Here is a 26,025-nt window from a genome sequence, read left to right on the forward strand (position 1 = left end):
CGCCTGTAGGAGCGAGGCTTGCCCGCGAAGGCGCCCTCAAAATCACCTCAAAACCCACAGAGCTCACGCAACAGCGCGGTATCCAGATGCTTCTCCACCAAATCCGCCAACCGCTCGATATCGCGCTCGCGCAAGGCGTGATAATCCACGTCCTGCACGTCCTGCAATCCAGCCCAACGCAACAGCGCGCTGCTCGCCGCAGGTGATTCAAATAGGCCATGCAGGTAGGTGCCGAAAATCTGCCCGTCGAGGCTTTGCGCGCCATCACAGCGACCGTCATCCAACTGCACCGCCGCATGCTCCAGTGCCGGCCCGCTGGTCACGCCCGCGTGGATTTCATAACCACTGACTTCGGCATTCTCCAACGCCAGCCGCCCACGCACATTGCGCAACTGCTTCTCTTCTTCGAGCAAGGTTTCGAAGGCCAACAACCCCAGCCCGGCGCTGGAACCCGGCGCGCCTTCGAGACCCAATGGGTCATGAACCTGTTCGCCGAGCATTTGCAGGCCGCCGCAAATCCCCAGCACTTTGCCGCCGTAGCGCAAGTGTCGGGAGATCGCCGTGTCCCAACCGTTGGCCCGCAGGTACGCGAGGTCGCTGCGCACGCTTTTCGAGCCCGGAAGAATCATCAGGTCAGCGGCGGGAATCGCCTGGCCGGGGCCGATGAATTGCAGGTCCACTTGCGGGTGTAAACGCAGCGGATCGAAATCGGTGTGGTTGCTGATGCGCGGCAACACCGGCACCACCACTTTCAACACCTGATCAGCCTTGTCGGTCTGGCGCTGGTCGATGCCGTCCTCGGCTTCCAGGTGCAGGTCCATCACATACGGCAGCACGCCGATCACCGGTTTGCCGGTGCGTGCTTCGAGCCAGTCGAGGCCCGGTTGCAGCAACGCGATGTCACCGCGAAAACGGTTGATGATGAAACCTTTGACCCGCGCCTGTTCGCTGGGTGACAGCAGCTCCAACGTACCCACGAGATGAGCGAAAACCCCGCCGCGATTGATGTCGGCGATCAGCACCACCGGGCAATCCACCGCTTCGGCAAAGCCCATGTTGGCGATGTCGCCGGCCCGCAGATTGATCTCCGCCGGCGAGCCCGCACCTTCGACCATCACCACCGGATATGCCGCGCTCAGCCGTTCGTGGGAGGCCAGCACCGCTTGCATCGCGATGGCTTTGTAATCGTGATAGGCCACGGCGTTCATGGTGGTGACGGCGCGGCCATGGATGATCACTTGGGCGCCGGTATCGCTGTTGGGTTTGAGCAGTACCGGGTTCATGTCGGTGTGCGGCTCCAGATTGGCGGCCTGGGCCTGCACCGCTTGGGCGCGACCGATCTCGCCACCGTCGGCAGTCACGGCGCTGTTCAACGCCATGTTCTGCGGCTTGAACGGCACGACACTGACGCCATGGCGCGTAACCCAGCGACACAACGCCGTCACCAGCGTGCTTTTACCGGCGTCGGAGGTGGTGCCCTGCACCATCAACGTAGTCATTGGCTTTCCTTGGCGAAGGCTTGCAGCGCTTGTTCGAGACGGGCTTCTTCGGCGGTATCGGCGGGCAGGCCGAAACGCAGGCTGCTGTTATTCGTGAACAACCGCAGCAGGATGCCGCGCCGGGCCATGAATTCGTGCAGCTCTTCGGCGCGTTCGGTGATCAGCCATTGAAACAAGGCGCAACCGCCCTGGGGTTTGAGGTCGTAGCGCTCCAGCAACGCGGCCAAACGCTGACTGGCCTCATCACTGCGCAGCCGTTGCCGGGCATGGCCTTCGGTGTCTTGCAAACAGGCTTGGCCCAGCACTCGGGTCGGGCCGCTGACGGCCCAAGGTCCGACTTGCTCGGCCAGCAATTTAAGCAATTTGCGCTCGGCCAGGACAAAGCCCAGCCGCACCCCGGCGAGACCGAAAAACTTGCCGAAGGAGCGCAACACGATCAAACCGACCTGATTGGCAAACGGCGCGATGCTCAGCTGCGGCGTGTTATCCATGAACGCTTCGTCCACCACCAGCCAGCCGCCGCGCTGGGCCAGCCGCGAGTGCCAGTCGAGCAGGCGACTCGGGCTCAGGCTCAGGCCCGTCGGGTTATTCGGATTGACCACCACCAGCACATCGAGGCGGTCGAGAAAGAAATCGACTTCCTGCTCCAGCACTTCGCGCACGATGTAACCATTGCGCCGCCAGGCTTCGGCGTGTTCGGCGTAACACGGCGACAGCACGCCGACCTTGCCGGCCCGACGCAAACGCGGCAGCAACTGGATCGCCATCTGCGAACCGGCCACCGGCAGCACTTGCGCGGCGCCGTAATAATCGCAAGCGGCCTGCTCCAGACCGTCATCGGTTTCCGGCAGGCGCGCCCAGGCCCGCAACGGAATCTCCGGGATCGGAAACGGCCACGGCGCCAGACCGCTGGAGAGGTCGAGCCAATCGGCTTCGGCGATGCCGTATTCGAGCGCTGCCTTGCGTAAACGGCCACCGTGCTCAAGCATAGAATTCAGCTCCCACGCAGAGAATCAGCAGCCATAACCATACGCCGCGCTGGACCAATTGCCAGCCACGGTCGATGGAGTCGGCATCCGCCGCCGGGCCTTCGCCCAGTTGTGGACGCTGATGCAGTTCGCCGTGATAAATCGCCGCCCCGCCCAGCTCGACCCCCAGCGCCCCGGCACCGGCCGCCATCACGGGGCCGGCGTTCGGGCTGTCCCAGGTCGGGCCTTGAGTGCGCCAGCATTTCAGTGCGAGTCGGGTTTTACCCAGCAGCGCGTAGGTCAACGCCACCAGACGTGCAGGAATGTAGTTGAGGACGTCGTCGATCTTCGCCGCCGCCCAGCCGAAGCGTTCGAAACGTTCGTTGCGATAGCCCCACATCGCGTCGAGGGTGTTGCTCAGACGATAGAGCACCACGCCCGGCGCACCGGCCACGGCAAACCAGAACAGCGCGGCGAATACCGCGTCGCTGCCGTTCTCCAAAACGGATTCGGTGGCGGCGCGGGCGACTTCGGTTTTATCCAGTTCGCTGGTCTGGCGGCTGACCAGATACCCTACGCGTTTGCGCGCTTCTTCCAGATCATCGCTGCGCAGGGCCTTGGCCACCGGCTCGACGTGTTCGCCGAGGCTGCGCATGCCGAGGGCGCAATACAGCGCCAGGATTTCCACCAGCCAACCGACATAAGGCGCCCACGAAAGCGCCGTGGCCAACAGGGTCAGTGGCAATACCGCGATCACCCACGCGGTGACGCCATGACTGCGCCAGCCGCGGCCACCGGAGTTGAATCGTTGCTCGATGCGATCGGCAAAACCACCGAACGCCACCAGCGGATGCCAGCGTTTGGGTTCACCCAGCAGCGCATCCAGCGCCACGGCGGCGACACTCAAAAACGCCACACTCATTGACTCACTCCCCAATAATTTTCGTACAGCAGCTCACTGAGCGGACGCGCCTGCGCCCAGCCTTCGAGCACCAGCATCGGCGCCGGATAGAAGGCCTTGACCGGGCCCAGGCACAACACAGCCAACGGCTTGGCACCGGCGGGCAAACCCAGCAGGTCGGCCAGCGCTTGCGGCTCGAACAACGACACCCAGCCCATGCCTAATCCTTCGGCGCGGGACGCCAGCCACAGGTTCTGGATCGCGCAGGACAGCGAGGCCATGTCCATTTCCGGCAAGGTGCGACGGCCGAAGATGTGGCGCTCGCGGTCGTCCATCAGCGCGGCGACCAGCACTTCGGCGCAGTCGTTGATGCCTTCGACCTTGAGCTTCATGAATTCATCGGTGCGCTCGCCGAGGGCTTCGGCGGTGCGGATGCGTTCTTCTTCCACCAGTTGCTGGATCTGCCCGCGCAGGGCTTTATCGCTGATGCGGATAAAGCGCCACGGCTGCATAAGGCCGACGCTGGGCGCCTGGTGCGCGGCTTCGAGCAGGCGCCGCAGGAGTTCGGGTTCGACGGTGCCGCCGCTGAAGTGACGCATGTCGCGACGTTCGCCGATGGCGCGGTAGACCGCCGCGCGCTCAGCCGCGCTGAACGCAAGATCCTCTGGCTTCATGGCTTGAACAACGCCGCCATCGCTTGCGGGTTGGACGGGAAATAAAAGTGCACGTAGGAAGCGGTCATCCGCCCGTCCCGATAAACCGCTTCGGCCCCGCGCCCGCCGTTGGGGCTCAGGCCCCGGGCAATCGGTTCCAGCTCGGTGCTGGTCAATGAGTGGTGGTAGGTGTGTCCGCGCAACAAGCCTTCCGGCAGTTCCACGGCTTGCAACGCCAACGCGGCCAGACGCTTTTGCATCACGGCGTCCCCGGCCAGCAAGCCGACCAGTTCTGCGCGGGTGCCTTCGACATCGGTCAAGGAATCGAGCAGGTACAACATGCCGCCGCATTCGGCGAGCAAGGGTTTACCTGCTTGATGGTGCGCACGGATTGCGCTCAGCATCGAAGTGTTCTGCGCCAGCGCCACATGGTGCAGTTCCGGATAACCACCCGGCAGGTACAGGCTGTCGGCTTCGGGCAATTGGGTATCGCGGATCGGCGAGAAGAACACCAGCTCGGCACCCATCGCCCGCAGCAGATCCAGGCTGGCGCCGTAGGTGAAGGCAAACGCTTCGTCACGGGCCACGGCAATGCGCACGCCTTTGAGTAACGGTTCAGCGGTGATCACGTCCGGGGCGGCGAATTCGACAGCGGGTGGCAGCGCTACCTCGCAACTGCTGGCCAACGCATCGGCAGCGGCATCGAGGCGCAGATCGAGGTCGTTCAACTCGCTGGCCTGGACCAGACCGAGGTGACGGCTGGGCAATTCGATCCCGGTTTCCCGGGACAGCGCGCCGTACCAACGCAGGCCTTCGGTGAGGCTGCCTTCGAGCAATTGTGCGTGACGCAAGGTGCCCACGCGGTTGGCCAGGACGCCGGCAAACGGCAAGTCCGGTTGATACTTCGCCAGCCCCAACGCCAAGGCGCCAAAGGTCTGGGCCATGGCGGTGCCGTCGATCACGCCGAGCACCGGCACGCCGAAATGCCGCGCCAGGTCAGCGCTGGACGGCGTGCCGTCGAACAACCCCATCACGCCTTCGATCAGGATCAGGTCGGCTTCACCCGCCGCTTCCCACAACAGCCGACGACTGTCCTGCTCGCCGACCATCCACATGTCCAGTTGATACACCGGCGCACCGCTGGCACGCTCAAGGATCATCGGGTCGAGGAAGTCCGGGCCGCATTTGAACACGCGCACTTTACGCCCCTGATTGCGATGCAACCGGGCCAGCGCGGCGGTGACGGTGGTCTTGCCCTGGCCGGAGGCCGGCGCGGCAATCAGTACTGCCGGGCAGTGACGGGGTTGACTCACAGCTCGACGCCTTTTTGCGCTTTGATCCCGGCCTGGAACGCGTGCTTGATCACGCCCATGTCGGTGACGGTGTCGGCCAGCTCGATCATCTCCGGCTTGGCGCCGCGACCGGTGACCACCACGTGCTGCATCGGCGGGCGGGCCTGCAAGTCGCTGAGCACTTGATCGAGATCGAGGTAGCCGTGCTTGAGGGCGATGTTCAGTTCATCCAGCACCACCAGGCCGATCGACGGATCGCGCAGCAGCTCGCGGGACACTTCCCACGCGGCTTCGGCGGCGGCGATGTCACGCTGACGGTCCTGGGTTTCCCAGGTGAAGCCCTCGCCCATCACATGAAAGCGCACTTGCTCCGGGAAGCGGCGGAAGAACAGCTCTTCGCCGGTGCTGTTACGCCCCTTGATGAACTGCACCACGCCGCACTGCATGCCGTGGCCCATGGACCGGGCGAGCATGCCGAAGGCCGAGCTGCTTTTGCCTTTGCCGTTGCCGGTCAGCACCAGCAGCAGGCCGCATTCGTTCGGCGAGTTGGCGATGCGTTCGTCAATCACGGCTTTTTTGCGCTGCATGCGCGCCAAGTGGCGTTCGTCACGATCGGGGGTATCAGTCATGGGGGAGCTCTCCGTTGAGGCTGGATAACGGCGGGCAGGCACAAGAATAGACGGCGAGAAGCCTGGCATCGCCCACCGTGATGCCGCTGGATGGATCAGGCCGGTCTCCGGGCTCATGAGCGGTTTGCACCGGACTGCGCGCCTTCCCATGTTTTTCAACACAGTGGCTCTAGGCGCAGTTTTTCACTCATTTACCGTTGCGGGGGCAGCGCCGGGATCGTGATTGTGCACACGTGGGGCAAATCACTCACCGGCTTCCCTGTTTCACTCTGTCGACCGCAGCCACAGAGCACCTGAAACAAGCCGCGAAGGTTAGAGGGTTGGGGGTGGAGCGTCAATTAAAGCCGGGACGCCACTGGGCGAATAACTGCCGTCGATCAATTATCTGCCGCTATTCTTGTGCCACAGGCTCAGCGATGATATCAAAGAGCCACATCTCACAACACAATAACAAGGGTGAGCCACATGCAAGGCATGATCATCAGCAATCCGAAGCTGGAATTCCTGCGCCCGCTGCTGGAACGCTGGTTTGACTGTATCGACCGCTACAACGCCGTGCGCGGCGACAACGATACGCCGTACTGGTTTGACGAAAAGGCCAACCTCAGCCTGCTGTCGGCGGCGGCCTGGATGGCGGAAATGGTCACGCTGCAACAAACGCCGACCCGCAAGCAGGTCGAAGAAGGCGAACGCAATGCCCGCGCCGACCTGTTTATCGCCACCAGCGACGAACGCACTTACCTTCAGGCGACCCAGCGTTGGCCCAAGGTCAATAGCCTGAACCTGACACAAGCCCTGGTCGATATCACCAGCGACGCCAAGCGCATCAGCTACGCCAGCGACCTGAAACTCGGCTGCCTGTTCGTCGCCCCGCAAAAGGCCCAGCAAAGCGCGACCCCGGAAGAACTCCAGGACATGGTCGACGACCTGCAAAAGGAACACACCTGCGCCGTGGCCTGGTATTTCCCCTACGCCTACCGCAAATTGCGCAACGAAGCCGGCCACTATCACCCCGGTATCGCCGTGCTGTTCAAAGAGGCCCGTGGTTGACGGGTTGAACCATCGCGCTTTTTTACTTCTCTATGATTAAACAGTGCATTCATAGGGAAGATCAGCATGCGCAAGCCCCAGCTCGTTTTCGTCATTGTGCTCGCCGGAGGGCTTGTTGCCTGCGGCGAGCATTCCAGCCTGCAAGTCACGGACGGCACCGGCCCTTCGCCCAAGTTGCCAGAACCGAACAAAACCCTGATCCCGACGGTGAACATCGCCCCGGCGATCGGCTGGCCGGCCGGTGCCAAACCCACCGCTGCAGCCGGCACGCAGGTGGCAGCGTTTGCCGAAAATCTCGATCACCCGCGCTGGCTCTACGTGCTGCCCAACGGTGATGTACTGGTGGCCGAAACCAACGCGCCGCCCAAGCCCGATGACGGCACAGGCATTCGCGGCTGGGTGATGAAGAAAGTCATGGGTCGCGCCGGTGCCGCCGTGCCGAGCCCCAACCGCATCACGCTGCTGCGGGACAAGGACCACGATGGCGTGGCCGAAACCCGTACGGTGTTCCTGGAAAACCTCAACTCGCCGTTCGGCATGACCCTGGTCGGCAATGACCTGTACGTCGCCGACACCGATCGTTTGCTGCGTTTTCACTATGAAACCGGCGATACGGCGATCAAGTCAGAGCCCATGAAGGTCATCGACCTGCCGGGCGGCACGCTGAATCACCACTGGACCAAGAACGTCATCGCCAGCAAGGACGGGAGCAAGCTGTACGTGACCGTGGGCTCCAACAGTAACGTCGGCGAAAACGGCCTGGACAAGGAAGAAGGTCGCGCGGCGATCTGGGAAGTCGACCGCGCCACCGGCAACCACCGAATCTTCGCCTCCGGCCTGCGCAACCCCAACGGCATGGGCTGGGAACCGAATAGCGGTGCGCTGTGGACCTCGGTCAACGAGCGCGATGAAATCGGCAGCGACCTGGTGCCGGACTACATCACCTCGGTCAAGGACGGCGCCTTCTATGGCTGGCCGTTCAGCTATTACGGGCAGCACGTCGATGTGCGCGTCGAGCCGCAGAACCCGGACCTGGTGGCAAAAGCCATCGCCCCGGACTACGCCGTCGGCCCGCACACCGCCTCGCTGGGCTTTACCTTTGCCGAAGGCAGCAAGTTGCCGGCACCGTTTACCAACGGCGCTTTCGTCGGCCAGCACGGCTCGTGGAACCGCAAACCACACAGCGGCTATAAAGTGATTTTCGTACCGTTCACGGCGGGCAAACCGACCGGGGCACCGGTGGATGTGCTGACCGGGTTCCTCGACAAGGACGAAAACGCCTTGGGCCGGCCGGTGGGTGTGGTGATCGATCAGCAGGGGAACTTGCTGGTGGCGGACGATGTGGGGAACAAGGTGTGGCGGGTTTCGGCAGTTAAATAAACAGCAAAAAAAATCGCAGTCTTCGGCAATCCATTGTGGAAGCTGCCGAAGGCTGCGATTTTTCAACAGGCACTTACCGTTTGCGGCACAGCGTCAATCCATCGCCAATCGGCAATAACGACAAATCCACTCGTGCGTCACCCTTCAAGGCTCGATTCAGCGCTTGAATCGCCCGCGTGTCCGCACTGTCGGGATTGCTCTCCAGCACCCGCCCACTCCACAACGTGTTATCGAACACCGCCAAACCACCCACCCGCAATAAACGCAGGGCGTGTTCCAGATAACTCGGGTAGTTGGCCTTGTCGGCATCGATGAAGATCAGGTCAAACGGCCCTGACAGTTGCGCAAGGGTTTCCAGCGCTGGCGCCAGGCGCAGGTCGATGCGCTCGGCCAGGCCTGCCTCCTGCCAGTAACGCACGGCCGTGGCGTTGTAGTCGCCGGGGATATCGCAACAGATCAGCGAGCCGTCATCCGGCAGCGCCGCCGCCATGCACAAGGCGCTGTAACCGGTGAAGGTGCCCACTTCCAGCAAACGCCGGGCGCCGGTGAGCTTGACCAGCAAGGCGAGGAACTGCCCCTGCTCCGGCGCTACCTGCCAGCGCGCCGTGGGCAGCGCCTGGGTTTCATCGCGCAAACGCTTGAGCAGCGGCGTTTCCCTGAGGGAAACGTCGAGCAGGTAGCTATAAAGGGAATCGTCGAGATTGAGCGTGCGAGCGGTCATGACAACCTCTTGCCGGGAAAATTACTGATTACGCGCCAGGTGCTCAGGTTGCAAGACGCGTTTGGCGCTCAGGTAGGCTTTCTGCCAATAGGCTTTGGACAGGCTGTCGAGCTTCACCGTGCCGCCGGTGGCCGGGGCGTGGACGAAGCGGCCTTCACCGACATAAATTCCGGCGTGGCTGACTTGGGAGCCGCCGTTGGTGGCGAAGAAGATCAGGTCGCCGGTTTGCAGGCCTTCCTTGCCGACATTGGCCGCTTGCATGCTGATCATCTCGCGGGTGGTGCGCGGCAGGGAAATGCCGGTGACGTCACGGTAGACGTAACCGATCAGGCCGCTGCAATCGAACCCGGAATCCGGCGTGTTGCCGCCCCAGCGATACGGCGTGCCCACCAGGCCCAAGGCGCGGAACAACACGTCTTCGGCTTCAGGCGAGAATGGTTGGGCGGCACTGAAAACAATCGGCGCGCGAACCACGGGCGCAGATGGCGGTGGTGTGCGGCTGGCGCAGCCGCTGAGCAGCGCTGCGAAGAACATCAGGGTGAGGCGGGCTGACATTGTCATAAGCAAAACACCTGATCGGGCTGCGGCTTTTTCTGTCGGAAGGACAGAAAAGAAAACCGCCTGCGCTGGGCGCAGGCGGTTTGCCATCAATAATAGATCAGGATTCTAGCGCCTATGCGCCAAACTTCAAGTAAGACTTTAAGTTCGCCTTACATAAAGTGTGCTTACTTGCGAGCAGTGACCACGGTCGGAGCCATCGCGAGTGCGCGCTTGGCTTCGATGAAGGTCTTGCTCCAGTAGCTGTCGCCCAGGTTATCGACCCGCACGCCACCGCTTTTGCGGCTGCTGGAGTGGATGAACTGGTCATCACCGAGGTAGATACCGGCGTGACTGACGCGACCGCGACGACCGTTGGTGGCGAAGAACAGCAAGTCGCCAGGCTTCAGGTTGTTGCGCGACACCAGAGGGGCGTCCACGTTGATCATTTCGCGAGTGGAGCGCGGCAGGTTCATGCCGGCCTCTTCACGAAACAGATAGCCGATGAAACCGCTGCAGTCGAAACCGGCTTCAGAGGTACCGCCGAAACGGTAACGAGTACCGATCAGGGACATGCCACGTTCGAGGATGCTGTCGGCCAGAACCGGAAGCTGGTAGGACTTGCCATCGGCGAAGTCTGCCAGTTCCTTTTCGGTGGCCACCTCTTCCTGATAAAGAACGGAAGATTGGGCGGTAACAGAGTTTTTAACCTGCTGTTGAGGCGCCTGCTGGGACACTGGAGAGTGAGCAGCGCAACCGAACAACAGGGTGACGAGTGCGAGAGGCACGAGGGGTGCGAAGCGATTTAGCATGGGCACGACCGTGGCTGATAGTTGTAAAGAAGCCGAGACTATGCCCGCTATCAACCTCATTTGCAAATTCAATCGATCTTTTTGTGACTTCTCGGTTTCTCGTTTACATCTAAGCGCTTAAGCCCATTTTGAATGTTTGCGCAGCCTGCCCCCCTGCAGGAAAGCGGATTTTCTGGCGCCTGGAATATGCCAAAACCCGCTGCAGGCCCCGGATTTACCAGCCTAGGGTTTCTTTCAAGAAGGGGATGGTCAGCTTGCGCTGGGCTTGAAGCGAAGCCTGATCGAGACGTTCAAGCAGCTCGAAAAGCGCACTCATGCTGCGGGTGCCGCGAGTCAGGATGAAATGCCCGACTTCGTCAGTCAGGTGCAAACCGCGACGGGATGCGCGCAACTGCAGGGCACGCAATTTGTCTTCGTCGGAGAGTGGGCGCATCTGGAAGATCAGCGCCAGGGTCAGGCGCGATTTGAGATCCGCCAGCTTCACCGGCAGTTCACGGGGCGAGGTCGAAGCGGCAATCAACAGACGCCGACCGCTGTCACGCAGACGGTTGAACAGGTGAAACAACGCCTCTTCCCAATCCGCCCGGCCGGCGACGGCTTGCAGATCATCAAGGCAGACCAATTCGTATTGCTCGAGGTTGTCGAGGATTTCAATGCCGCGATCCAGCAACTCAGCCAGCGGCAGATACACCGCCGGTTCGCCCATCTGCTCGAAGCGCAGGCATGCCGCCTGCAACAAGTGCGTGCGCCCTACCCCGTCCTTGCCCCAGAGGTAAATCAGGCTTTCGGTCCAGCCGGCGTCGGCTTCGCATAGCCGCTCGACATAGCCGAGTGCAGCGGCATTGGCGCCTGGGTAGTAATTGATAAAGGTAGCGTCATCACGCAGACGCACACCTAGGGGCAGCTGAATCGGTTTCATGCTGACTGAACAGTTCCAAAGGAACCGTTAGTGGCCTCTGTGTAAAGTTTGCGAAGTTTATACCCGTGGGGCAGCCCGCACAATGCGGCAGACCACAAGCAAAATCAAAGGTTTGCGTTAATGCACTGGTTTTATGGCAGTTTCTTTGGCGGTGCATGTGACAGCCACCGGAGGGAATCGGGCCAGCCTGGCAGGAAACCAGGCCGCCCGTCATGCAAGATCAGACGACTTTACAGGTCGGGTTCGTCGACCCCGCTGTACACATCCGAATCTTTATACAAATCATGCAGATGGCGCACCAGCACCATGATCACCGCCGCCACCGGCAACGCCAGCAGCACGCCGGTAAAGCCGAACAGCTCGCCACCGGCCAGAATCGCGAAAATCACCGCCACCGGGTGCAGGCCGATCCGGTCGCCGACCAGCAATGGCGTGAGCACCATGCCTTCCAGCGCCTGCCCGACCATGAACACCGCGACAATGCCGAGCATCGGGTAGAGGTCGCCATGGAACTGGAACAGTCCAGCGATCAGCGCCGCGCCAATGCCGATGACAAAGCCCATGTACGGCACGATTGCCGCCAAACCGGCAATCAGGCCGATCAACAGCCCCAGCTCCAGCCCGAGCAGCATCAAACCGGCGGCATAGATCACGCCCAGCGCCAGCATCACCAGCAACTGCCCGCGCACAAACGCCCCGAGCACTTCATGGCATTCGCCGGCCAGGGTCACCACGCGTTCTTCGCGATCACGGGGTAGCAGGCTGCGGATCTTCGCCATCATCAGGTCCCAATCGCGCAGCAGGTAGAAACTCACCACCGGGATCAGCACCAGATTCGCCAGCCAGCCTATCAGCGCCAGCCCGGAAGCCGTCGCCTGGCTCAGCACCACGCCGACAATGTCGGTGGTCTGGCCCATGTGTTCGCTGATCGCAGCCTTGAGCTTGTCGAACTTCCAGAAGTTATCCGACAAGCCAAACTTCGATTGCGCCCACGGCAACGCAGTGTGCTGCAACCAATCAAGCATCTGCGGCGCGAGTTCGTACAAGCGGAACAACTGCTTGGCGAGCAATGGCACCAGCACCAACAGCAACGTGGTGAAGATCAAGGTAAACAGCGCAAACACCGCCACCACGCCCCAGGTCCGTGACAGACCGGCCCTCTCCAGGCGATCCACCAGGGGATCGAACAGATAGGCCAACAGCAGCGCCACCAGAAATGGCGTCAGGATCGGATGCAACAGCCAGACAAACGCGCAGAGCAGGACCACCCCACCCAACCAGAACCACCGCCGCGTATCGGCCATGTACAACTCCCTATGCATCTATATAAAGAAAGAAAACCTTACCAACGGAATCGCAACTGCGGCACAGGTGCCGGAGCCGGCGCTGCGACGGGCGCCGGACCGTCGGCCACTGGCGCCACCGGCGTGACCGGTGCAGGCGCCTCACCGGCCGGCACCTCTTGCAACTTCGCCAGTGACAACTGCGAGCGCAACTGCTCGGCACTGCCGTTGATGCGATAAACAACACGATCGCCGTCGATACTGAACAGGCGCCCGCCGAAAGGATCGAGTAAACGGCCCAACGCCGCATAGCGTTCCAGGTTCATACCCTGCACTTCAAGCAATTGTTCGCTCGACGCGCCGGCCTTGACCACAAAACGTGGCGCCAGGCGCTCAGCCACCGCCAGCATGACCGCATCGGTCACCGCCGCCTGGTCCGCGCCCTGCACACTGCCCGCTTCCTTCTGGTCGCCCAGCCACAAATGCCACTTGGCCTGCCACTGGCCGCCCTCTTCATGGGCATGCACCGCCAGCAAGGCGTCCGCGTTGTAGCGTTCCGATGCACCGCGCAAGGGGGCCGCATCGCTGCCTTCAAGATTGGGGGCCGTGGCCACCAGTTGCTCACTCAAATCCGCCAGCGGCAGGCGCAATGGCAAACCGCGGTGTTGCGCTGCACGCCGCAATGGCGCCGCGCTGGCCTGGCCGTCGCCCACCAGGCTCGAACCCTCGGTGGAGTCATTCAACCACCAGCCCAGGATCGACGGCCGATTCGCGCCCCACAACGACAGCCCGGCACGGCGCAGCGCCTGATCGGTGGTGGCCGGGTCGAAATCGACCTTGAGCACTTCCGGCGGCCCGGCGTCAAAGCCGTACTGGCTGATGATTTGCTGCGGGTCTTTGCGGATCGCCGCCAACCCCGGGTTTTGCACAGACTTGGGATCGCCGGTGAGGCGCAGCACCAATGTATCCAGCGCCGCCTGGGTCGCTTGATCGCGGATCTCCGGGCTCTGACCGCTGACCGGCTGGCGGACCTGATAAAGATTTTTCACGGGTTCGGCATGACTCGCCAGGGTGACAAGCGACAAACAACCGGCAAACATAAATTTAGAAAAAAAACGCATGGAAGATTCCTGACGACAAGAGCGGCTGGAACTGGCCGCGTGAACGTATGGAGCAAGGCTGTGACCATCACCCCGCGCAAAACATTCACCCGGCCTCGATAAGTTTTTCACACTGTCATAACGATAGACGGTTAATGGCGATACCTTATACAGGCATGAGCGACGCCACCCACACGGGCAATTGCGGTTTTTTTAACGGGATATGCCCCTGCCGTCGGCGCGAGGATGGCCGCTGCCTCTCAAGCCTGATAAAATCGCGCGCCTTCGCAGACCGGCAACAGCCGGGCAGTGTCGGAATAGCGCGCAAGGCTTTCGCCTACGTTGTTTCGGCGGCCCTAATGGACTCGGTCGTTACCCCTGAATCCCCCCTAAAGGCCTGGATCATGAGCAAGCAACCCTCCCTGAGCTACAAGGACGCCGGTGTAGACATCGACGCCGGTGAAGCATTGGTCGAACGCATCAAGAGCGTCGCCAAGCGCACTGCGCGCCCGGAAGTCATGGGCGGCCTGGGCGGTTTCGGCGCCCTCTGCGAAATCCCGGCCGGCTACAAGCAGCCTGTGCTGGTTTCCGGCACCGACGGCGTCGGCACCAAGCTGCGCCTGGCGCTGAACCTGAACAAGCACGACAGCATCGGCATCGACCTGGTCGCCATGTGCGTGAACGACCTGGTGGTGTGCGGCGCCGAGCCGCTGTTCTTCCTCGACTACTACGCCACCGGCAAACTCAACGTCGAAACCGCGACCCAGGTCGTGACCGGCATCGGCGCCGGCTGCGAACTGTCCGGCTGCTCCCTGGTCGGCGGCGAAACCGCTGAAATGCCTGGCATGTACGAAGGCGAAGACTACGACCTGGCCGGCTTCTGTGTCGGCGTCGTGGAAAAATCCGAGATCATCGACGGTTCCAAAGTCGCGGCCGGCGATGCCCTGCTCGCCCTGCCGTCTTCCGGCCCGCACTCCAACGGCTACTCGCTGATCCGCAAGATCATCGAAGTCTCCGGTGCCGACATCGAAAACATCCAGCTCGACGGCAAACCGCTGACCGACCTGCTGATGGCCCCGACCCGTATCTACGTGAAGCCGCTGCTCAAGCTGATCAAGGACACCGGCGCGGTCAAAGCCATGGCCCACATCACCGGTGGTGGCCTGCTGGACAACATCCCGCGCGTACTGCCAAAAGGCGCGCAAGCTGTCGTTGATGTCGCGAGCTGGACCCGCCCTGCGGTGTTCGACTGGCTGCAAGAGAAAGGCAACGTCGACGAAAACGAAATGCACCGCGTGCTGAACTGCGGCGTCGGCATGGTCATCTGCGTGGCTCAAGAGCACGTTGAAACCGCGCTGAACGTGCTGCGTGAAGCCGGCGAGCAGCCTTGGGTCATCGGTCAGATCTCCACCGCTGCCGAAGGCGCGGCCCAGGTCGAACTGAAGAACCTCAAGGCTCATTAATGTCTGTCACCTGTGATGTGGTGGTGCTGTTGTCCGGCACCGGCAGTAACTTGCAGGCCTTGATCGACAGCACGCGGACCGGCGACAGCCCGGTCCGCATCGCTGCGGTGATTTCCAACCGTGCCGACGCCTACGGCCTGCAACGCGCCAGGGACGCGGGTATCGACACCCGCGCCCTGGATCACAAGGCTTTCGAGGGCCGCGAGGCCTTCGACGCCGCGCTGATCGAACTGATCGACGCCTTCAATCCCAAACTCGTGGTACTCGCCGGTTTCATGCGCATTCTCAGCGCCGGTTTCGTGCGTCATTACCAGGGTCGCCTGCTCAATATCCATCCCTCGTTGCTGCCCAAATACAAAGGGTTACACACTCACCAGCGCGCGCTGGAGGCCGGAGACACCGAGCACGGCTGCTCCGTGCACTTCGTCACCGAGGAACTCGATGGCGGACCTCTGGTCGTACAGGCAGTAATACCGGTAGAGTTGCACGATTCGCCGCAGAGTCTGGCGCAGCGGGTCCACGTTCAGGAACACCTGATCTACCCGATGGCCGTACGCTGGTTTGCCGAAGGTCGTTTAGCCCTCGGCGAACACGGTGCTTTACTGGATGAAAAGTTACTCGCGGCCAGCGGCCACTTGATTCGAACCTAGGAGATATTATGCGTCGCGCCTTGCTCTTCGCTTGCGCTCTGCTCGCCCTGCCCTTCGCGCAGGCCGCAGACCTTCAACCCTTCTCCGCCAGCTACACCGCCGACTGGAAACAGCTGCCCATGAGCGGCACCGCCGAACGCAGCCTGGTCAAGGGCGCCAACGGTGTCTGGACGCTCAGCTTCAAGGCGTCGATGATGATCGCCAGCCTGTCCGAACAAAGCACCCTGACCCTGGACAAGGACACCTTGCTGCCTCAGTCCTACCACTTTGAACGTGGCGGCCTGGGCAAAGCCAAGAAGGCAGACCTGGACTTCGACTGGACCGCCAAAATGGTCACCGGCACCGATCGCGGTGACCCGGTCAAGATCCCGCTCAACCGTGGCATGGTCGACAAATCCACTTATCAGCTGGCCCTGCAACACGACGTGGCCGCTGGCAAGAAAAGCATGAGCTACCAGGTCGTCGATGACGGCGAAGTCGATACCTATGACTTCCGCGTGCTGGGCCCGGAAAAAGTCGACACCAAGGCTGGCCAGATCGATGCGATCAAGGTCGAGCGCGTACGCGACCCGACGCAAAGCAAACGCATCACCGTGATGTGGTTCGCCAAGGACTGGGATTACCTGCTGGTCCGCCTGCAACAGGTTGAAACCGACGGCAAGGAGTACAACATCATGCTCCTGGACGGTACGGTCAACGGCAAGGCTGTCAAAGGCAGCTGATCCGGATCAACACAAAAAGCCCCGCGATTGCGGGGCTTTTTTTTGCCGATTGTTCCCACGCGGAGCATGGGAACGATGGATCAGACCGAAAACCGCGCCACCATGCTGTTCAAATCCACCGCCAACCGCGACAACTCCTGGCTCGCGGCACTGGTCTGGTTCGCCCCCGCCGAGGTCTGCAACGCCAGATCACGAATGTTCATCAAATTGCGATCCACCTCCCGCGCCACCGCTGCCTGCTCCTCCGAAGCGCTGGCGATCACGATGTTGCGCTCGTTGATCAACGTAAACGCCGAGGCAATCTCCTCCAGCGCCACCCCCGCCGCCTTCGCCACTTCCAGGGTCGAGCGCGCCCGGCTATTACTCTGTTGCATCGAGCTGACGGCCGAATCGGTGCCTTGCTGGATGCCGCTGATCATCTGCTCGATTTCCTGGGTCGACTGTTGCGTGCGATGGGCCAGCGCCCGCACCTCGTCCGCCACCACGGCAAAACCGCGCCCGGCATCCCCCGCGCGGGCCGCTTCGATCGCCGCGTTCAGGGCCAGCAAATTGGTCTGCTCGGCGATCGAGCGAATCACATCCAGCACCTTGCTGATGCCATAGACCTTCTGCGCCAGGTCCTCGACCTGGGTCGCGTTGGCGGTGACATCGTCTGCCAGGGATTCGATGGACAGCACGGTCTGATGCACTTGCTCACGGCCGTGCTGGGCAATCCGGTCAGACTCTCGGGACGCTTCGGACGTGGCCACCGCGTTGCTCGCCACTTCTTCCACCGCCGCGGTCATCTGATTGACCGCCGTGGCGGCCTGTTCGATTTCCAGGCTCTGCTGGTGCAAGCCACGGGTGGCGTCTTCCGTAACGCAACTGAGTTCTTCCGAGGCCGAGGCCAATTGGCTGGACGAGTCGGAAATGCGCCGAATAGTCTCGCGCAGGCTCTGCTGCATGCTCTTGAGCGCATGGAGCAATCGCGCCGGCTCGTCCTTGCCGGTGATGCTGATATCGCCCGTCAGGTCGCCGCCCGCCACAATCTCGGCCACCCGCAACGACTGGGACAGCGGCAGGACGATGCTGCGGGTCAACAATAACGCCAAGCCAATGGTCATCAGTGCCGCAATGGCGACCATCACCCCGACCCACACCCGGGAATTGCTGAACACCAGACGCGCCGCTTCGGTCGCCAGGTTGGCGTTCTGTTTGTTCAGTTCCACCAGGGATTTGAGGGTGACGGCGATGTCATCGGCCAACGGGCTCATCTCGCCATTGACGATGACCGCTGCCTCCTCAACCCGCCCTTGGCTGGACAGGTTCATCACCTGCCCCTGGAATTGCAGATATTTTTGCTCCGCTGCTTTAAAGCGATCAAACAGCGAGCGCTCCTCGGGCAGCACGATCAACGCGTTATAGCGTTGCTGTGCATCGCCGAGCACGCCTTTGAGTTCATTGAGCTTGCCGACATTCTGGGCCAACGCCTGGGGATCGCGGTTGATCAGCAGGCGCATGGTCAAGGCACGCAGCCGCAGCATGTCCTGACTCATTTCCCCGACAGCCATCACGCTGGGTAGCCAGTTGTTATCGACCTGGTCGGATTGAGCCCGCATGTTCGACATTTGTTGCAGGGCGAACGCCCCCAAACCGAACACCATCAATGCCAACAGGCCAAAACCCAGGCTCGCGCGCGGCGCAATATTGAGATTTCGGATACTCATTGCTTTGGTTCCTTCCAATGAACACTGCATTTCCCTACAGCGGGTTGCCTTAGAAGGTATCGGCCCCGGGAAATTTTGCGTAAGACCGAAACGTGATATCAAAACGCTTTGCTACTTCGATCCTCGGGCGGGAACGATTCAGCGCGGTAGATAACAGCAAAAGATCGCAGCCTACGGCAGCTCCTTCGGAAGAAATACGATCTCCTGTAGAAGCCGCCGAAGGCTGCAATCTTTTCAGGGCAATAATCCCTTTCTCTCTTTGGGCAGAATCGAAAGGAAATTGTCCCGTGCGACTTTTCGCGCAACGTCCTCAGGCAAGGCATCAAGAAATGGGTCAAAGCTGCGCATTTCCTGACCGAGTTTGTTGAAACGTCCCACCACATCCGAACCCAGCATGAACCGCTCCGGGAAGCGCCCCACCAGTTTCAGCCACTCATCCCGAGGCTTGCCCTGCTCATCCAATAGATACGGGGTGAGCATGCTCCACGACAGGTCGATGAACAGATTCGGGTAGGCCTCAAGCATCCGGGTCAGGGTCGGCAACAGAAAATCCAGCTGGGTCTGATGCCGATGGATCTCCACGCTGGTGCCGGCGTGAGCCCAGATAAACCGGGTGTGCGGGTGATTACGCAGCGGTTCTTCGACTTCCGCGAGGTACAGCGGATTTTTCTCACGCTTGGAGGTGATGTTGGAATGCAGCATTACCGGCAGGTCGTTTTCGGCGGCCAGATGATAAATCCGCGTCATCGCCTCATTGTTGGCGCGGGGCGTATCTCCCGAGGTCAGGGCCGTCAGGTCATCGTGCCGGGTGAAGACTTCGCCGATGCCCTGCCACAGCCCCGGATTGAGATCGAGCATGCGCTGGATATGCGCCTCGGAGTTTTTATCGTTGGGGTTGAAGCCCGACAGGAACGGGTGAAAACGCTGACGTTGCTCGGGCGTAAGCTTGTTCACCGCAGCGGCAACGATCACGTCGGTCGCGCTGTACCAATAGGCGTCGGCATCATCACCGGCGTAATAGCGCGGGCGCTTGGGTTCGTCTTCATGCCATTTCTTGGCCACCGGGATGCCGGAAATCATCACGTGATCGATGGAGTTGTCAGCCATCGCCCTGAGCAATGTCGGCATTCCCGCCGTTTCCTGGAAGAAATCCACGTAATGCAGGTGCGCATCGCTGTAGGCGTATTCGCGGGCGTTGGCGGATGCGCTGCACAGCAGTAACAACCAGGCGAGGCGCAAGCGGGTCTGGGGCACGGGCAATCTCCGGGGGCATTAGCGACATAGACCCCACGGCGCCAACCAGGGTTCAGCCGGCAACAAAGTGGAACGCAGCACAGCACAGATGCTCTATACCTTCAGGGTCCGTTTTTGCTCGAATGACTTTTCCTACTGCCGAAGAGGTTTCCCATGACTGTTACCGTCAATACCATTTCCAGCGAAGGCTTTCGTCACACTGTCCAGATCGATGATCACGAACTGTTCGCCGATGTACCCACCTCAGCCGGTGGCGAAGGCTCGGCGCCGGAGCCCCACGATTACTTCGACGCCGCCCTCGGGGCCTGCAAGGCCCTGACCTTGAAAATGTACGCCAAGAAAAAAGACATCCCGCTGACCGGCGTGGGTGTCGAAGTCAAACGCGACAACAGCCAAGAACAGAAAGGCAAATACGCGCTGCACGTGACCCTCACGCTCAAAGGTGTGCTCAGCGATGCCCAGCGCGAGGAATTGCTGCGTGTCGCGGATCGCTGCCCGATTCATAAACTGATGACCACCACCGAGGTCACTATCGAAACCCACGCCCCACAGGGCTTCGACAGCCAGTAACCACGGCGATGTCAGCGGCGGGTTATGCTCTGTGCATCACCCGCCCAGCCTGGAAAGCCGCATGAACACGCCCCTCGTGATCCGCCCCCGCGCCGAAGATGTCGAAGGTCAGCCGATTCTTCGCCCATTGCCGTCAGCCAAATGCCGCAGCGTCGGGCCTTTCGTGTTTTTCGACCACATGCTCGAAACCCGTTATCCGCCGGGTAAAGGCATGAACATCCGACAACATCCGCACATCGGTCTGTCGACCCTCACCTATTTGTTCCAGGGGCAGATCCAGCACAAGGACAGCCTCGGTTCCGATCAGGTTGTAGGCAGTGGAGATGTCAGCTGGATGACTGCCGGCAGCGCGATAGCACACATTGAACGCACGCCTGAAGCGCTGAAAGACAGCGGCTTCACGATGCACGGTTTGCAGATCTGGCTGGCATCGCCCAAAGAGCATGAGCAGGGTCCGGGGCATTACAGCCATCACCCGGCGGCCACGCTGCCGGTCAGCGACAACCTCGGGGTGAAGATCCGGATGATTGCCGGGTCAGGCTTTTGCCTGGAATCGCCGGTGCCGGTGCTTTCTCCTACCTTGTATGCCGAACTGAACCTGCAAACGGCGACGACATTGCTGATTCCCACCGAACACGAAGAACGGGCACTGTATGTGCTGGACGGCGAGGTACAACTGGATGGCGAGTTGATAGAGCCGCATTCGCTGGTGGTGTTGCCGGTCGGGGAAGAGATGACGTTGTTTGCCGAGAGCGACTGTCACGCCGTGCTGTTCGGCGGTGCACCGCTGGATGGGCCGCGGCGGATCAACTGGAATTTTGTGGCGAGCGATCCGGCGGCGATTGATGAAGCGCGCCGACGCTGGGCGGCCGGGGATTGGCCGACGGTGCCGGGGGAAAGTGAAAGGATCGAACTGCCGCGCTGACATGATCGTTCCCACGCGCAGCAAAGGAATGCAGCCCGGGACGCTCTGCGTCCCATTGGAACGCGGAGCGTCCCTGGAGGCATTCCTTTGCTGCGCGTGGGAACGATCAAACGCTCCGTGCGGGAACGATCATCAGCCGCTGAACACTTCATCCAGCAAGTTATGCATCGACACAAACGCCCGCCCTGCGGTCTTCGCGTCATACATCATTTTGCCCGGCACATTCGCATGTGGATCGGTAAACGAGTGCACCGCGCCGCCATAGCTCAGCAGTTGCCAATCCACGCCCGCCGCGTTCATTTCAGCTTCGAACGCCGGCAGTTGCTCTTTCGGCACCAGCGGATCGGACGCCCCGTGCAACACCAGTACCGAGCCGTTGATGTTTTTCGCATCGTTGACGTTCGGCGTATCCAGCGAGCCATGGAACGACACCGCCGCTTTCACCGGCGCACCGCTGCGGGCCAGTTCCAGCGCGCAGCAACCACCAAAGCAGAAACCGAAGGTGGCCAGTTTCGAGGTATCGACCGCCGCATCGCCCTGAGCCTGCAACTGCTCGAACGCCGCCTGCATACGCTGGCGCAACAGGCCACGGTCACTCTTCAGCGGCATCATCGCCGCGCCCGCCTCGTCGCCGTTCTGCGGACGCACCGACTGGCCGTACAGGTCGGCGATCAGCACCACATAACCTTTGGCCGCCACTGACTTGGCAATCTCTTCGGCACCGGCGCTGATGCCCATCCAGTTCGGCGCCATCAACAGACCCGGGCGTGGCCCTTTGTGGTCGGCATCAAAGGCCAGGCGGCTTTCGTAAGACTGGCCATCAAGCTGATAGACCACGGAACGCACAGTGACTTGGCTCATTTCAGACTCCTGAGTCTCAAGAATAAAAAAACCCGCCGAAGCGGGTTTTTGTACAACGCAGTTAAACCGACAGTTCAACCAACAGCTTGTTGAGACGGCGCACGTAGGCTGCCGGATCTTTCAAGCTGTCGCCGGCCGCCAGGGCCGCCTGATCGAACAGGATGTGCGACAGGTCGCCGAAGCGCTCGTCGCTCTGCTCGGCGTCGAGTTTCTCGATCAGCGGGTGAGCCGGGTTGAATTCGAAGATCGGCTTCGAATCCGGAACCTTCTGCCCGCTGGCTTCGAGGATCTGACGCATTTGCATGCCAAGGTCCTGCTCGCCGATAGCGAGGATCGCCGGGGAGTCGGTCAGGCGATGGGAAACCCGGACTTCAGCGACGGAATCGCCCAGTGCGGTTTTCAGACGCTCAACCAGGCCTTCTTTGGACTTGGCGACTTCTTCCGCGGCTTTCTTGTCCTCTTCCGAGTCCAGGTTGCCCAGGTCCAGGTCACCGCGTGCCACGTCGACAAAGCTCTTGCCGTCGAAGTCGCTGAGGTAGCTCATCAGCCACTCGTCGATACGGTCGGTCAGCAGCAGCACTTCGATGCCTTTCTTGCGGAAGACTTCCAGGTGCGGGCTGTTTTTGACTTGCGCGTAGGTTTCGCCGGTCAGGTAGTAAATCTTGTCCTGACCTTCCTTGGCGCGGGCCAGGTAGTCAGCCAGACCGACCACTTGCTCGCCTTCTTCGCCCTGAGTAGAGGCGAAACGCAGCAGGCCAGCGATTTTCTCTTTGTTGGCGAAATCTTCAGCCGGGCCTTCTTTCATGACCTGGCCGAAGTTTTTCCAGAAGCCTTTGTATTGCTCAGGCTCGTTCTTCGCCAGTTTTTCCAGCATGTCCAGAACGCGCTTGGTCAGCGCCGACTTCATGGAATCGATGATCGGGTCTTTCTGCAGGATTTCCCGCGACACGTTCAGCGACAGGTCGTTGGAGTCGACCACGCCTTTGATGAAGCGCAGGTACAACGGCAGGAACGACTCGGCCTGATCCATCACAAACACGCGTTGCACGTACAGCTTCAGGCCTTTCGGCGCTTCACGCTGGTACAGGTCGAACGGAGCACGGGTCGGCACGTAGAGCAGCGAGCTGTATTCCAGCTTGCCTTCGACCTTGTTGTGGCTCCAGCTCAGCGGGTTCTCGAAGTCATGGGCGATGTGCTTGTAGAACTCCTGGTATTCCTCGTCCTTGATCTCGGTGCGAGGACGGGTCCACAGGGCGCTGGCGCGGTTGACGGTTTCCCACTCAACGGCCGGTGCCTCTTCGCCTTCAACGGCTGCCACTTCTTTCGGCAACTCGATCGGCAAAGCGATGTGATCGGAGTACTTCTTGATGATGTTGCGCAGGCGCCAGCCATCAGCGAATTCGTCTTCACCGGATTTCAGGTGCAGGACGATACGGGTGCCGCGTTCGGCTTTCTCGACGGTGGCAACTTCAAAGTCGCCCTCGCCCTTGGACGACCAATGCACGCCTTCGGAAGCGGCAGCACCGGCGCGACGGCTGAACACGTCAACCTTATCGGCAACGATGAAAGCGGAGTAGAAACCCACACCGAACTGACCGATCAGGTGCGAATCTTTCTTCTGATCGCCGGACAGGTGTTTCATGAAATCAGCGGTGCCGGACTTGGCGATCGTCCCCAGGTGGGTGATCGCGTCTTCGCGGCTCATGCCGATACCGTTGTCTTCGAGGGTGACGGTTTTCGCGTCCTTGTCGAAGCTCACACGGATTTTCAGTTCGGCGCCACCTTCCAGCAACTCAGGCTTGGACAGGGCTTCGAAACGTAATTTGTCGACAGCGTCAGAGGCGTTCGAGATCAACTCGCGAAGGAAAATTTCCTTGTTGGAATACAGCGAATGGATCATGAGGTGCAGCAGTTGCTTCACCTCGGTCTGGAAGCCCAGGGTTTCCTTTTGAGTTTCCACACTCATGGTCATCAAACTCCAATCAGATGGCAGTGGCCGCGACCTGAAGGGTCGGCGGCGGGTTGTCATCAGAGTTTGGGGCTGAGTTCAGGATTTCAAGGGCTCTTCGATTTTGAAATGTCCACGGGCCGTGGCAATCGGCTCGGCTTCGGTGCTTTGCCAGGCCGTCACCGCCACGTTGGCCACCCGCCGCCCCTGGCGACACACCTGGCAGCGCGCCCAGGTATCGCGAAATTGCCCCGCGCGCAGGTAGTCGAGGGAGAAGTCGATGATCTTCGGCACACCGGGCGAGCCAGTGAAAATCAACAGGTGCAACGCGGCCGACAGCTCCATGAACCCGGCAATGACGCCGCCATGGATCGCCGGCAATAAAGGGTTACCAATGTTGTCCTTGTTCGCCGGCAGGCGAAACAGCAGCTCATCCCCCACCCGTGAACATTCGATGCCGATCAACTTGGCGTAGGGAATCAGGTGCAGCAGCGAGGCGTAGTCCCCTTGCGCATGGGCCTGTTGCAGTTGTTCCTTGAACGAGTCCGTCATTTCGCACCTCCGGCGATGGCGCCACCAAAGCCTTTAGTGCCCTTGATGCCTTTGCCCATGCGCATGAAGGTGCCGACCACGTGGGCGATGGGCTGCTCGGGATCGTCCTGGTAGGCAAAGCCCCGGGCGAAGATCACATCGGTGGTCACCCGGTAACATTGGGCGAAACCGTAGACATCCCTATGGGGTTCGGCGGCGTGCATGTAGTCGATGCGCAGGTCGAGGGTCGGGCAGACTTCGAATTCCGGCAGTACGCACAGAGTCGACATGCCTAAAGCGGTGTCCATCAGCGACGTCAAAGCGCCCCCGTGAATGACCCCGGTTTGTGGATTGCCAACGATTTGCGGGCTGTAGGGCAGGACGACCGTTAGTCCGTCCGTACTCGCGCTGTGAACTCGTAAACCGAGCACCTGACAATGTCGCAGTGCCGAGAGAAATCGTGTTGCGCGCTCAAAAACGGGGTTTTCGGCCATGGGATAGGAACTCTTCTTAGTATCGGATCAACGCATTGGGTTATCAGGTAAAAGTTCAATCAGGTTTAAAACTTATATATCTGTATGAAATGAGGAACTTATCGCTGACGGCTGTGCTCGAAAGGCCAGTAGATATTTTCCATAAGGAGAAACACCCCATGCGTAAGACTTTAGCTATTGCCTTGATGTTGACCGCTTCCCTCGGTCTCGCTGCGTGCGATAAAAAATCCGAGGACAAAGCTCAAGATGCTAACCAACATGCTGAGCAAGCTCAGCAAGACATGAACAAAGCACAGGATAAAGTGAACGACGCTGCGAAAGAAAACGCCGAAGCCGCCAAAGCTCAGGCTGAATCGAACAAAGCTGCAGCACAGGAGTCCGCTCCGGCCGCTCCAACCGAAGCACCTAAAAACTAAAACAGTTTTTAGCGTGATTAAAGAAAACCCGCCAAGTGCGGGTTTTCTTTTGCCTGGCATTTACCCTTACAGCAATTTCAACCGCCGCTAGTTGGTGGTGGTTGAAAGGCACATTCACCCGAATAGCCCGGTCGACCATCACACACGGTCAAACAGCTCGCCTGGTTTTTAAACTTGGCACTGACGGATAACGGATAACCGTAGTCCGGCGTTATCACCTTCAAAGTCGATGCGCAGGAGGCCTGCGTATTGAAACGAAAGGTAATGCTGTCCCACCGTTTCCGACGCTGAAATAACAATGAGAAGGTGTGGCCGCTGTTCCACATCGATTTGCTCGGTACCACGAAACGATAGTGCAGTTCGTCCAGCCGCTGACCAAACACCTTGTAGGTGCTACGCCCAGTCTCGATCTTGGGCACCGGATAGGGAATCGGCAGGACGTAGGGCAGCCCGGTCAGGCCGGTATCAACGTCCAGGCCTTTCTGGAAATAAGGCACCTCGATATAGGGGAAGCCGCTGTAAGTGATACGGTCGTCGCGATGAAACTGACTTTGGGACGGCTTGTAATCCGGCGCCAATGCGAAGGCGACATCAAATGTCAGCAACGCTTTATCGGCGTCCAGGTTTTCGGACAGGAACTCCCTGTCGGTGGAGCCATCCTGAGTGACGCAACCACCCAGCGACACGGCGATACCGATCAGCAGCAAGACGCCACGACCCGTTAGTGAATTGTTCATCAGG

The 26,025-nt window shown here is 60.6% G+C and carries 27 protein-coding genes and 1 riboswitch; of the genes, 8 read left to right on the forward strand and 19 right to left on the reverse strand.

Annotated elements, in window-relative coordinates; translation table 11 throughout:
* Positions 1 to 47 precede the first annotated feature (47 nt).
* The 6 genes from ACZ89E_RS14000 to cobO are packed head-to-tail and all read right to left on the reverse strand — an operon-like array spanning position 48 to position 5,942.
* A complete protein-coding gene (locus ACZ89E_RS14000) occupies positions 48 to 1,499 on the reverse strand; it encodes a cobyric acid synthase (protein ID WP_463259801.1) in 1,452 nt (483 codons plus the stop codon).
* Positions 1,496 to 2,488: a threonine-phosphate decarboxylase CobD gene (gene cobD, locus ACZ89E_RS14005; protein WP_476255888.1), complete on the reverse strand. Its 993-nt coding sequence runs from the start codon at positions 2,486 to 2,488 to the stop codon at positions 1,496 to 1,498. The genes ACZ89E_RS14000 and cobD overlap by 4 nt, the downstream gene beginning before the upstream one ends.
* Positions 2,481 to 3,389, reverse strand: coding sequence for an adenosylcobinamide-phosphate synthase CbiB (gene cbiB / locus ACZ89E_RS14010; protein WP_476255889.1), 909 nt, complete (start codon positions 3,387 to 3,389; stop codon positions 2,481 to 2,483). Before cbiB ends, cobD begins: the two co-directional genes overlap by 8 nt.
* Positions 3,386 to 4,042 (reverse strand): 5,6-dimethylbenzimidazole synthase, encoded by a 657-nt coding sequence (gene bluB, locus ACZ89E_RS14015; protein WP_149656945.1) that lies wholly within the window; start codon positions 4,040 to 4,042, stop codon positions 3,386 to 3,388. Before bluB ends, cbiB begins: the two co-directional genes overlap by 4 nt.
* A complete protein-coding gene (locus tag ACZ89E_RS14020; RefSeq protein WP_149656946.1) occupies positions 4,039 to 5,334 on the reverse strand; it encodes a cobyrinate a,c-diamide synthase in 1,296 nt (431 codons plus the stop codon). The genes bluB and ACZ89E_RS14020 overlap by 4 nt, the downstream gene beginning before the upstream one ends.
* Positions 5,331 to 5,942, reverse strand: coding sequence for a cob(I)yrinic acid a,c-diamide adenosyltransferase (gene cobO, locus ACZ89E_RS14025; RefSeq protein ID WP_149656947.1), 612 nt, complete (start codon positions 5,940 to 5,942; stop codon positions 5,331 to 5,333). Before cobO ends, ACZ89E_RS14020 begins: the two co-directional genes overlap by 4 nt.
* 81 nt (positions 5,943 to 6,023) lie before the next feature.
* Positions 6,024 to 6,254, reverse strand: a riboswitch (cobalamin riboswitch).
* Positions 6,255 to 6,407: 153 nt separating this feature from the next.
* On the opposite strand from cobO, the gene ACZ89E_RS14030 reads away from it, so the two are divergent.
* The gene (locus ACZ89E_RS14030) at positions 6,408 to 6,992 is read left to right on the forward strand and encodes a hypothetical protein (RefSeq protein ID WP_476255890.1); all 585 of its coding nucleotides are present in this window, start codon (positions 6,408 to 6,410) and stop codon (positions 6,990 to 6,992) included.
* Positions 6,993 to 7,058: 66 nt separating this feature from the next.
* Entirely contained in the window at positions 7,059 to 8,372 is a 1,314-nt protein-coding gene (locus ACZ89E_RS14035; RefSeq protein WP_476255891.1) for a PQQ-dependent sugar dehydrogenase, read from the forward strand.
* 73 nt (positions 8,373 to 8,445) lie between these two features.
* On the opposite strand, the gene ACZ89E_RS14040 is transcribed toward ACZ89E_RS14035, so the two are convergent.
* The 6 genes from ACZ89E_RS14040 to ACZ89E_RS14065 form a co-directional block, all read right to left on the reverse strand.
* Complete coding sequence (locus ACZ89E_RS14040) at positions 8,446 to 9,093, reverse strand: O-methyltransferase (protein WP_463259797.1); 648 nt, start codon at positions 9,091 to 9,093, stop codon at positions 8,446 to 8,448.
* A 21-nt stretch (positions 9,094 to 9,114) separates the two neighbouring features.
* Positions 9,115 to 9,654 carry a C40 family peptidase gene (locus tag ACZ89E_RS14045; protein WP_149656951.1) on the reverse strand — a complete coding sequence of 180 codons (540 nt, stop codon included), beginning with the start codon at positions 9,652 to 9,654 and terminating at the stop codon, positions 9,115 to 9,117.
* 164 nt (positions 9,655 to 9,818) lie between these two features.
* The gene (locus tag ACZ89E_RS14050) at positions 9,819 to 10,442 is read right to left on the reverse strand and encodes a C40 family peptidase (RefSeq protein WP_149656952.1); all 624 of its coding nucleotides are present in this window, start codon (positions 10,440 to 10,442) and stop codon (positions 9,819 to 9,821) included.
* 214 nt (positions 10,443 to 10,656) lie between these two features.
* Positions 10,657 to 11,361: a DnaA regulatory inactivator Hda gene (gene hda / locus ACZ89E_RS14055; protein WP_054049492.1), complete on the reverse strand. Its 705-nt coding sequence runs from the start codon at positions 11,359 to 11,361 to the stop codon at positions 10,657 to 10,659.
* A 230-nt stretch (positions 11,362 to 11,591) separates the two neighbouring features.
* Positions 11,592 to 12,665 (reverse strand): AI-2E family transporter, encoded by a 1,074-nt coding sequence (locus ACZ89E_RS14060; protein ID WP_149656953.1) that lies wholly within the window; start codon positions 12,663 to 12,665, stop codon positions 11,592 to 11,594.
* A gap of 38 nt (positions 12,666 to 12,703) precedes the next feature.
* Positions 12,704 to 13,765, reverse strand: coding sequence for a DUF2066 domain-containing protein (locus ACZ89E_RS14065; protein ID WP_476255892.1), 1,062 nt, complete (start codon positions 13,763 to 13,765; stop codon positions 12,704 to 12,706).
* A gap of 383 nt (positions 13,766 to 14,148) precedes the next feature.
* On the opposite strand from ACZ89E_RS14065, the gene purM reads away from it, so the two are divergent.
* Genes purM through ACZ89E_RS14080 form a run of 3 tightly spaced genes read left to right on the forward strand, consistent with a single transcriptional unit; the run spans position 14,149 to position 16,579 of the window.
* Positions 14,149 to 15,207 carry a phosphoribosylformylglycinamidine cyclo-ligase gene (purM, locus tag ACZ89E_RS14070; RefSeq protein ID WP_133836547.1) on the forward strand — a complete coding sequence of 353 codons (1,059 nt, stop codon included), beginning with the start codon at positions 14,149 to 14,151 and terminating at the stop codon, positions 15,205 to 15,207.
* Positions 15,207 to 15,857: a phosphoribosylglycinamide formyltransferase gene (gene purN, locus ACZ89E_RS14075; protein ID WP_149656955.1), complete on the forward strand. Its 651-nt coding sequence runs from the start codon at positions 15,207 to 15,209 to the stop codon at positions 15,855 to 15,857. The genes purM and purN overlap by 1 nt, the downstream gene beginning before the upstream one ends.
* 8 nt (positions 15,858 to 15,865) lie before the next feature.
* Positions 15,866 to 16,579 (forward strand): DUF3108 domain-containing protein, encoded by a 714-nt coding sequence (locus tag ACZ89E_RS14080; protein ID WP_149656956.1) that lies wholly within the window; start codon positions 15,866 to 15,868, stop codon positions 16,577 to 16,579.
* 80 nt (positions 16,580 to 16,659) lie between these two features.
* Here the strand turns inward: ACZ89E_RS14080 and ACZ89E_RS14085 are convergent, their stop codons facing one another.
* Together ACZ89E_RS14085 and ACZ89E_RS14090 are read right to left on the reverse strand one after the other, a co-directional pair.
* Positions 16,660 to 18,285 (reverse strand): methyl-accepting chemotaxis protein, encoded by a 1,626-nt coding sequence (locus ACZ89E_RS14085; protein ID WP_476255893.1) that lies wholly within the window; start codon positions 18,283 to 18,285, stop codon positions 16,660 to 16,662.
* 234 nt (positions 18,286 to 18,519) lie between these two features.
* Positions 18,520 to 19,539: an amidohydrolase family protein gene (locus ACZ89E_RS14090; RefSeq protein ID WP_476255894.1), complete on the reverse strand. Its 1,020-nt coding sequence runs from the start codon at positions 19,537 to 19,539 to the stop codon at positions 18,520 to 18,522.
* A 153-nt stretch (positions 19,540 to 19,692) separates the two neighbouring features.
* On the opposite strand from ACZ89E_RS14090, the gene ACZ89E_RS14095 reads away from it, so the two are divergent.
* Together ACZ89E_RS14095 and ACZ89E_RS14100 are read left to right on the forward strand one after the other, a co-directional pair.
* A complete protein-coding gene (locus tag ACZ89E_RS14095) occupies positions 19,693 to 20,109 on the forward strand; it encodes an OsmC family protein (RefSeq protein ID WP_149656959.1) in 417 nt (138 codons plus the stop codon).
* Positions 20,110 to 20,170: 61 nt separating this feature from the next.
* On the forward strand, positions 20,171 to 21,034 hold the full coding sequence (locus tag ACZ89E_RS14100; RefSeq protein WP_476255895.1) for a pirin family protein: 864 nt from the start codon (positions 20,171 to 20,173) through the stop codon (positions 21,032 to 21,034).
* A gap of 132 nt (positions 21,035 to 21,166) precedes the next feature.
* Here ACZ89E_RS14100 and ACZ89E_RS14105 read toward each other — a convergent pair whose 3' ends face one another.
* The 4 genes from ACZ89E_RS14105 to ACZ89E_RS14120 all read right to left on the reverse strand — a co-directional run bounded on the left by ACZ89E_RS14105 (position 21,167) and on the right by ACZ89E_RS14120 (position 24,868).
* Entirely contained in the window at positions 21,167 to 21,895 is a 729-nt protein-coding gene (locus tag ACZ89E_RS14105) for a dienelactone hydrolase family protein (RefSeq protein WP_476255896.1), read from the reverse strand.
* A 61-nt stretch (positions 21,896 to 21,956) separates the two neighbouring features.
* Complete coding sequence (gene htpG / locus ACZ89E_RS14110) at positions 21,957 to 23,861, reverse strand: molecular chaperone HtpG (RefSeq protein WP_149656962.1); 1,905 nt, start codon at positions 23,859 to 23,861, stop codon at positions 21,957 to 21,959.
* 81 nt (positions 23,862 to 23,942) lie between these two features.
* Positions 23,943 to 24,395 (reverse strand): PaaI family thioesterase, encoded by a 453-nt coding sequence (locus tag ACZ89E_RS14115; RefSeq protein WP_149656963.1) that lies wholly within the window; start codon positions 24,393 to 24,395, stop codon positions 23,943 to 23,945.
* A complete protein-coding gene (locus ACZ89E_RS14120; RefSeq protein ID WP_463259791.1) occupies positions 24,392 to 24,868 on the reverse strand; it encodes a PaaI family thioesterase in 477 nt (158 codons plus the stop codon). Before ACZ89E_RS14120 ends, ACZ89E_RS14115 begins: the two co-directional genes overlap by 4 nt.
* A 158-nt stretch (positions 24,869 to 25,026) precedes the next feature.
* Here ACZ89E_RS14120 and ACZ89E_RS14125 point away from each other — a divergent pair, with 158 nt between their 5' ends.
* The gene (locus ACZ89E_RS14125) at positions 25,027 to 25,284 is read left to right on the forward strand and encodes a hypothetical protein (protein ID WP_149656965.1); all 258 of its coding nucleotides are present in this window, start codon (positions 25,027 to 25,029) and stop codon (positions 25,282 to 25,284) included.
* 77 nt (positions 25,285 to 25,361) lie between these two features.
* Here ACZ89E_RS14125 and ACZ89E_RS14130 read toward each other — a convergent pair whose 3' ends face one another.
* Positions 25,362 to 26,021: a hypothetical protein gene (locus tag ACZ89E_RS14130; protein WP_476255897.1), complete on the reverse strand. Its 660-nt coding sequence runs from the start codon at positions 26,019 to 26,021 to the stop codon at positions 25,362 to 25,364.
* Positions 26,022 to 26,025 lie beyond the last annotated feature (4 nt).

The sequence above is a fragment of the Pseudomonas sp. TE3899 genome, assembly GCF_056279105.1.